Below are 8405 nucleotides of genomic sequence, written 5' to 3' on the forward strand. Positions count from 1 at the left end.
GACGTGACCGACCGCATCGACCTGACGCTGGACGTGCCGGAGGGCGACATGGCGAAGGTCGAGCGCTTCGAGGACCTCATCAAGTCCGAGACGCTCGCCACGTCGATGACGCTTCGGGCGGGCGCCGAGCTCAAGGCCGAGGTCGCCAAGGCCTGATCCGGCCCCTCTCCCCGGTGCGCATGTGAACGCCGCGGCGCCCGCGCCGGACACCCATGCAGGTGTCCGGCGCGGGCGCCGCGGCGTTCATCATGCCGGATGTGAGTAAGCGATTGTTTTCCGGGACTCGTGCGGACACGGCGCGGTGACATTGGTTGCGGACGCCCGATCCGCCCAGCTGGACCCGACGTATTTCACCAATAGGGCAGAAAACGGCGAAAATGATTGTTTTCCCACTGAAATCAACGGGTTTGCCCTCCCGGGGCATGTTCCCCGCGGCCTCCATACGATGGGGGAACGATGGAAATACATCGGGGACATCGCAGGGAATCGCCGGAAGGTGCGTGTTGCGGGCCCGCGTGGACGTCCAGGGCCCGCGGGGACGAGTGGCCTGCATCTGCCGGGGGACCCTGCGTGGACATGGGAAAGAAAGTCGGTGCACGATGAACACTCGTTCAATAGCGAAGACGGCGGCCGCCATGCTTGCGTCGGTCGCGATGATCGGTATCGGGCGGTGACGGCTTCCGGCGCCTACGCCGTGGACGGCCGCGGGAACCGGTTCTCCCGCGCGAACTGCGGAAGCGATACGAAGACGGTCCGGCGACGATCACGCTCGTCACCTGCACGCCGCTGGGCGTCAACACGCACCGTCTGCTCGTGACCGGTGTACGCGAACCGATCCCCGCGAGGATCGCGGCCGCCTCGACCCGGCGCGACGGGCGTCTCATCGCCGCCGGTGCCGCGCTCGGCGTGTTCGCCGCGCTGCTCGTCGCGGCGAACACGTTCAGTCGGATCCGCGCGAAACGCCGCGGGCGGCGGCCGAAGACGCCGGATGCGACGGCGAAGTAGCGGCCGACGAAGCGTCCGCCAGCACGGCCGTCGACGAGGCGGGGGAGACGCTGCGCATCGCCGCGGCCGGCGTGACGCGGTTATGTCCGTGACGCACCATCCGCAGCGAATACCACAGCGAGACGGCGAACATGACGGCCTCGATGGCCGCGCCGACGAGCACCGCATGCTGGAAACCATAGGCATAGGCGAGGCGACGGCCCGCGCCGGCATCCGTCCGGCGCAGCACATCGGCGGACAGGATGCCGACGAACAGCGCGGAACCGAGCGAGCCCGCGATCTGCGAGCCGGTCGAGAAGATCGAGGACGCATCCGGCACCTGCGCGTCGGGCAGCGATTCGAAGATGACGTCTTTGTCGGGCACGTTGACGAAGGAATCGCCGACGATGGCGAACGCGCCGATCGCCACGACGAGCCACGCGGCACGCAGCGGCGCGATGCCGAAGATCGCGAAGAGCCCCACCGTCAGCAGCGCGAAGCCGACCGAGACGATCGGCCACATGCCATGACGGTCGACGCACCTGCCGGCATAGAGCACGGCGCCCGCATAGGCGAGCGTGAGCACCAGCAGGAAGAAGCCGGCGACGAACGGCGTGTAGGAGCAGGCGCGCTCCAGATACAGCGGCAGCAACAGCAGGATGGCCTGCTGCCCCATGCCGGCGGCGAGGAACAGCAGCACGCCGACGGACACGTAGGCGTGGCGCAGCGGCCGCAGGTCGAGCAGCGGCGTCCTCAGCCGCCTCTGCCGCCGCACGAAGACGGCGAGCACGCCGAGGCCGGCGACGAGCATCGCCGCGGCGAGCGGCGGACGGTCGGTGAGCTCGGAGAAGCCGAGCATGACCATCGCGAGCCCGACGAACGCGAGCGCGACGGAGAGGACGTCGATCGGCGCGTCGCGGCGCGCCTCGACGTCGAAGGCGTAACGGCAGCCCATGACCAGCGAGACGACGCCGATGACGAGCGGCACGACGTACATCGACGTCAGGCTCACATAGGTCAGGAACACGCCGGACAGCAGCGGCGCGACGGCGATGCCGACGCCGATGATCGAACTGTTCAGCGAGATGATGCGGCCGGAGCGTTCGGGCGGCACGACGCGGATGATGACGGTGTTGATTGTCGGGAACATGAGTCCCGCGCCGACCGCCTGGATCAGGCGGCTCGTCAGCATCATCGGGAAATCGACCGAGCACAGGCCTATCGCGGAGCTGGCGATGAGCAGGATGCGGCTCCAGAAGAACAGCCGTTTGAGGCCGATGCGCGCAAGCGCGCTCGCGGCCGTCATGACGGCCGTCGCGGCGACGACCGCGTAGCCGACCGTCACCCAGTTCGCCGTGGCGAGGCTCACATGGTAGGTCTCGGAGATGTTCGGCAGCGCGACCGACATCATGACCGAGCAGAAGCCGTCGCCGAGCGTGCTGATGATGAGCGTCGCGAGCAGCAGCTTGATCGACCGCCACGAATGCCGCCGGCCGTCCTTCGCGACGACCATCGTGTCGTCGGTCAGCCTGGGCGGCCTGTCCGATCCGTCCGGCCGATGCGCCATGGCCGCCTCGTGTGCCTTGGCGGCCTCGGCCGTTTCGTTCGCCTCGGTCGTTTCGTTCGCGCTGCGTGCATCCATCGACGCCTCCTCGTCCGTCGTCGCCCCCGCCGGCGTCGCGACGGGTGCGGCGGGAGGAACGGTCCACGTCCTCCAACGTAGCGCGCACGGACGCATTCGTCGGCGGCGTTCATCGGCCGCCGAAGCGCGCCGCGCCGTTCATCATGAGGACGGGAGATGCCCAAGCGGTGGGACGTGCGCGCGCGGGCGGCCCGCGGTGCCGTACTGTGGCACGATGTCGGGCCGTGGGCGCAACGGAACGTGGCGTCAACGAGGACGGCCCCGACGCAGGACACGTCGACGGCGTCAAGGAGAGGAAAGGACACGGATGGGTATCAGGGGCGCAGCCATGACGAGGAAGGCCGCGGCGCTCGCGGCGGCGGCGGGGGTCGTCGTCTCGATGGGGGCGTGCGGTGTCAAGGCGCATGCGAGCAAGTCGTACACGTTCAACGTCGACACCGGCGACGCGGTCAAGGTCACGCTCGACGTCACCGACGGCTACGACATCACCGGCAAAGTGCCCTTCGAGGTCACGAAGGACAGCGAGGAGATCTTCGAGGGATCGTTCCTGCACGAGGAGGGCTACGAGCTCTACCGTGAGCAGATCGACGGCGACGAGACGGCCGAGATCCTCAACGAGGGCGAGCGCAGCGGCAACGACTTCATCTTCTGGCAGGAGGAGGCCGACGACGCGACCGAGCACAACTACGTTGTCAAGGTCAAGGACAGCGGCACCGTCGTGCTGCTCGAGGGCAACGCCTCCGAGGACGCGGCGAAGGCGGCCTTCGACCGGCTCACGATCAGCAGGGACGGCGAAGCCGAGTAGCCGGCGGCGTGTCCGCTGCGCCCTGTCGGCGTAACCGCGGCGCATGCATTACGATGACGGCGTAACGAAAACGGTCATCGAACGAAAACGCGGGGCGCGGATATGCACAGGAACACGCACACTACCGACGATGCCGACGGATCGGTGGGATTCGCCGGCCTGTTCGCGATCGTCATCTCCGCGATGGTCGGCGGCGGCGTATTCAGCCTTCCGCAGAACATGGCCGCGCACGCGGCCGCCGGCGGGCAGCTGCTCGCATGGGCCGTCACCGGCGTCGGCATGTGGTGCATCGTCAACACGTTCCGTACGCTCACCGAGGTCAAGCCGGAGCTCAAGGACGGCCTGTACACCTATGCGCGCCAAGGATTCGGCAGATTCGTCGGATTCCTCGTCGCCTACGGGTACTGGCTGTGCAACTGCTTCTCGATCATCGCGTACGGCGTGCTCATCATGTCGACGCTCGACACATTCTTCCCCGGAACGTTCACCGACGGCAACAACGTGGCCTCGGTCGTCGCCGCGTCGGCGCTGCTGTGGACGATGACGGCGATCGCGATGCTCGGCACACGCACCGGCGCCGTCATCAACATCGTGGGCACCGTGTGCAAGATCGTGCCGGTCGCCGTGTTCATCGTCGCGTTGTGCCTGGTGTTCCGCTCCGGGGTCATGCTCGGCGACTTCTGGGGGCAGACGGCCGACGGGCGCCCGCTCGCCTTCCATGCGGGCGACCTGTTCGGGCAGATGCGCGACTCGATGCTCGTGACGCTGTGGCTGTTCATCGGCATGGAGGGCGCCGTCGTCGTCTCCGGCAGCGCGCGCTCGCCGAAAGCCGTGTCGCGTGCGACGGTGAGCGGATACGTCGCCGTGCTCGTGCTGTACCTGCTCGTCTCGCTGCTGCCGCTCGGCGTCTACGGGCAGCAGCGCATCGGCGAGATGGCGAACCCGTCGATGTCGGTCATCATGGAGCAGCGCTTCGGCCTGTGGGGAGCCGTCATGGTCAACGTCGGCGTCATCGTCAGCGTGCTGTTCTCCTGGCTCGTATGGATGCTGATGATCAGCCAGATGCCGCTTTTCGCGGCGCGCGACGGCATCTGGCCGCGCGCCTTCCTCGCCACGAACCGGCGCGGCGCGCCGAAGGCGGGGATCCTGCTGACCGCGGCCACATGCCAGCTGCTGTTCATCCTGTGCCACTTCGTACGCGGCGACGCCTGGAACGTGATGATCTCGATCACGTCGGTCATGTCGATGCCCTGTTACCTGCTGTGCTGCCTGTATCTGTGGAAGGTCGCCGTGCGTGAGCCCGACGCGTTCGCCGCGCATGGGCGCGTCACATGCGCCGCGAGCCGACGGCGCGCGCTCGCGACCGGCGTGCTGGGATCGCTGTTCTCGATGTTCCTCGTCTACGCCGCCGGCCTGCGGTATCTGATGGTGGCCTGCGTGCTGTTCGCGCTCGGTCTGCCGATCTTCGCGATCGCGCGGCGCCAGAGCGCGCCCGACAAGCCGTTCCTCGCGTCGTTCAGCGTGAAGGAGCGCGTGCTGTTCGTGGCGATCGTCCTGTGCGGGGTGTGCGGGCTGGTCTATACGGTGCGCGGCGGCCTGTTCGCCGCGATGTAGCGGCGTGCGCCGTCGGCGGCGACGCCCAACGTACAATCAGTGGGATGGTTGCGGCGTCAGCCGCGCATGTCGTGGAAGGAACGTGGATGAAGCGGATCGTGGCCGGCATCGTGGCCCATGTGGACGCGGGCAAGACGACGTTGTCGGAGGCGCTGCTGTACGCGGCCGGCGCGACGCGCAGGCTCGGCCGCGTCGACCACGGCGACGCGTTCCTCGACACGAACGCGATCGAACGCGCGCGCGGCATCACGATCTTCACCGAGCCGGCGATCATCGACGTCGACGATCTCGAACTCACGCTGCTCGATACGCCGGGGCACGTCGACTTCAGCGCCGAGACCGAACGCACGTTGCAGGTGCTCGACTACGCTGTCCTCGTCGTCTCCGCCGTCGACGGCATCCAGGGGCACACGCAGACGTTGTTCCGCCTGCTCGGACAGTACGGGGTGCCGACCTTCGTCTTCATCAACAAGACCGACGCGACCGGCGCCGACGCGCGTCGCGTGCTCGCGCAGCTGCAGCGCCGTTTCGGCGACGGCTGCATCGACTTCACGCCCGTGCCGGACGTGGACGGCGGCATGACCTTGTCCGACGAGTCGATGGAGGCGGTCGCGATGCAGAGCGAGCGCGCGATGGACGAATACCTCGACGCCGGCGCCGTCGGCGACGAGCTCATCCGGGAACTCATCGCCGCGCGTCGCGTGTTCCCGGTCTACCGCGGCGCCGCGCTGCGCATGCAAGGCGTCGACGACTTCCTGCGCGGCTTCGCGCGTTTCGCCCGGCAGCCGCGATATCCGCAGGACTTCGGCGCGCGCGTGTTCAAGATCTCCCACGACGCGCAGGGCAACCGGCTGAGCTGGATGAAGGTGACCGGCGGCGAGCTGCGCGCGAAGATGGTGCTGCCGGCGAAGGACGGCGGCCCCGGCGAGAAGATCGACCAGGTGCGCAGCGTCTCCGGCGCGACGAGCACGACGACGACGCTCGCCCCGGCCGGCACCGTATGCGCCGTCAGCGGCCCGGAGCATACGGTGCCGGGGGAGGGGTTCGGCATCGAATCCGACGGCGCCGACCCGACGCTGCAACCGGTGCTCACCTACACGCTGCTGCCGGGCGAGCACGACATCCGCAAATGCCTGCTCGCGTTGCGCGAACTCGAGGACGAGGAGCCGCTGCTGCACGTCGTCTGGCAGGAGCGGCTGCAGGAGGCGCACGTGCAGCTGATGGGCGCCGTGCAGCTCGAGGTCGTCGAACAGCTCATGCACGACCGTTTCGGGCTGGATGTGGGATTCGGCGCGGGGTCGATCCTCTACAAGGAGACGATCACGGCGCCGGTCGAAGGCGTCGGCCATTTCGAGCCGCTGCGCCATTACGCCGAGGTGCATCTGCTGCTCGAACCGCTCGGCGAAGGCGGCGGCCTCGAATTCGTCAGCGACGTGGGCGAGGGCGAGCTCGACCGCAACTGGCGGCGGCTCATCCTGCAGCATCTGCGCGAACGCGAACATCTCGGCGTGCTCGTCGGCGCGCCGATCACCGATATGCGGATTTCGGTCATCGCCGGACGCGGGCATCTCAAGCACACCGAAGGCGGCGACTTCCGGCAGGCGACGTACCGCGCGCTGCGCATGGGGCTGATGGAGGCGCGCGCCGGCGTGCCGACCGACTGCAACGAGCTCGACGTGGCTCGCCGGTTCGCCGGCGGCGCGCGCGACGATGCGACGGCCGACGGCGCCGCGGACGTCGAGGATGCCGAAGCGGGCGCGGCGCAGGAAGGCGGCGCACGCATCGAGGGCGCCGGCAACTGCCGGCTGCTCGAACCGTGGTACCGTTTCCGTCTCGAGCTGCCGCAGGAGTCGCTCGGCCGTGCGATGAGCGACGTGCAGCGGATGTGCGGCGAGAGCGGCGCGCCGCAGGTGGACGACGGATACGCTGTGCTGGAAGGCGTGGCGCCGGTCAGCGGGATGCGCGACTATGCGATGGATGTGAACGCCTACTCCCATGGGCGTGGAAGGCTGTCGCTGGCCTTCGCCGGATACCGCCCCTGCCATGATGAGGCCGCCGTCGTGGCGGCGGCCGGCTATGATCCCGAAGCCGATCTGGAGCACACTCCGGATTCGGTGTTCTGCGCGCATGGCGCCGGCTATCCGGTGAAATGGTACAAGGTGCCGGAGTTCTGCCATGTGGCGATGCGCGAGGAGTGATGTGCGGACGGTGTAGCAGCATATTGCGCATATGCCCACAGCGGGGAGGCGCGTGCCGCCGCGGCGAACGCGGTGTAATGATGATGCCCGCAAGAGTTGCGACACTGTACAACGAAAGGATGGTTGCCATGGCAGACGAAACGAAGTCTCATGAGACGCTCAAGGAGAAGTTCGACGATTTCAAGGCCGATATCGACGAGCACAAGGCCGAGCACCAGGACAAGGACGCATGGAAGGACGTGGACCGTGCCGCCAAGCATGAGGTGAAGTCCGACGTCGATCTCGACAAGGCCGCCGCGAACGTGGACAAGGCGGTCGAACGCGAGGAGGAGGCCCAGAAGGGCTGACGCCGCCGGCGCCAACGCGCCTAGGGGTGATACGAAAACAGCTCCCTTTCGGGAGCTGTTTTCTTTGGAGCGGACAACGGGACTCGAACCCGCGGTCTCGACCTTGGCAAGGTCGCGCTTTACCAACTAAGCTATGTCCGCAAAGTCAACCGGAAACCGGTTTCGTGGGCGATACAAGATTCGAACTTGTGACCCCTTCCGTGTCAGGGAAGTGCGCTACCACTGCGCCAACCGCCCGGGCCGAGAAGTAAACTTACCCGATGATCGTCGATTTGCCAAATCCGATTGGCGCTTCGGCGTGTCGCGTGCGGTTTCCGGTGCTTCGGCGCCCTGCCTGCCGCCGTCCGATGCGTCCCGACGCGGTTCGCGCCGGCGATGCTCGCTGGGTCTGGCCTCGATCGCGCGGCCCGCGGCTCATCCGGGATCCGGGGCGCCCTTCCAGCGGAGTTCCGATCACGCAGGGTGCGGTTCGTGGTGGAGATGATCGCGGGGGAGCGACCGTCCGATGTGTTCGGGTGTGGTTCGTGGCTGGGTTGTCCGCTTGGGTGGGTCTGTGCGATTGTGGGTGGTGCGTCTTGTTTGGGTGGTGTTCGTTTGTGTGGGGTGTGGCGCTGGGGGTTGGTGTGGTTTTTCCTGATGGTGTTCGGTGTGATTGTGTGGGGTGTGGTTGGTGGTTGGTGTGGGGTTTGGTGTGGGTGGTGTTTGTTGGGGTGTTGGTGGTTGTGTTGGTGTGGTTGCGACACGCCGTGGAGGTGTTGTGGTTGTTGGGTTTTGTGGTTGTGGGTTGCGTTTGTGGTGGGGGTGGTGTAAGTTTT

General features: G+C 67.3%; 5 protein-coding genes and 2 tRNA genes. 4 read left to right on the plus strand and 3 right to left on the minus strand.

The annotated features are described in order from the left end of the window. Window positions 1-940: 940 nt before the first annotated feature. Window positions 941-2626: an MFS transporter gene (locus tag D2E22_RS10315; protein ID WP_241218407.1), complete on the minus strand. Its 1686-nt coding sequence runs from the start codon at window positions 2624-2626 to the stop codon at window positions 941-943. 307 nt (window positions 2627-2933) lie between these two features. Here D2E22_RS10315 and D2E22_RS10320 point away from each other — a divergent pair, with 307 nt between their 5' ends. The 4 genes from D2E22_RS10320 (at window position 2934) to D2E22_RS10335 (ending at window position 7590) form a co-directional block, all read left to right on the plus strand. Further along, the gene (locus tag D2E22_RS10320) at window positions 2934-3431 is read left to right on the plus strand and encodes a hypothetical protein (protein WP_126032996.1); all 498 of its coding nucleotides are present in this window, start codon (window positions 2934-2936) and stop codon (window positions 3429-3431) included. A gap of 102 nt (window positions 3432-3533) precedes the next feature. After that, window positions 3534-5045: a basic amino acid/polyamine antiporter gene (locus tag D2E22_RS10325; RefSeq protein WP_126032997.1), complete on the plus strand. Its 1512-nt coding sequence runs from the start codon at window positions 3534-3536 to the stop codon at window positions 5043-5045. 86 nt (window positions 5046-5131) lie between these two features. Beyond that, window positions 5132-7243, plus strand: coding sequence for an elongation factor G (locus D2E22_RS10330; RefSeq protein ID WP_126032998.1), 2112 nt, complete (start codon window positions 5132-5134; stop codon window positions 7241-7243). Between the two features lie 128 nt (window positions 7244-7371). Next, entirely contained in the window at window positions 7372-7590 is a 219-nt protein-coding gene (locus D2E22_RS10335) for a hypothetical protein (protein WP_126032999.1), read from the plus strand. 65 nt (window positions 7591-7655) lie between these two features. Here the strand turns inward: D2E22_RS10335 and D2E22_RS10340 are convergent. Beyond that, window positions 7656-7731: transfer RNA gene (locus D2E22_RS10340), tRNA-Gly, on the minus strand. Window positions 7732-7755: 24 nt separating this feature from the next. Then, window positions 7756-7827: transfer RNA gene (locus D2E22_RS10345), tRNA-Val, on the minus strand. Window positions 7828-8405 lie beyond the last annotated feature (578 nt).

The sequence above is a fragment of the Bifidobacterium castoris genome, assembly GCF_003952025.1.
Taxonomy (GTDB): Bacteria; Actinomycetota; Actinomycetes; order Actinomycetales; family Bifidobacteriaceae; genus Bifidobacterium; species Bifidobacterium castoris.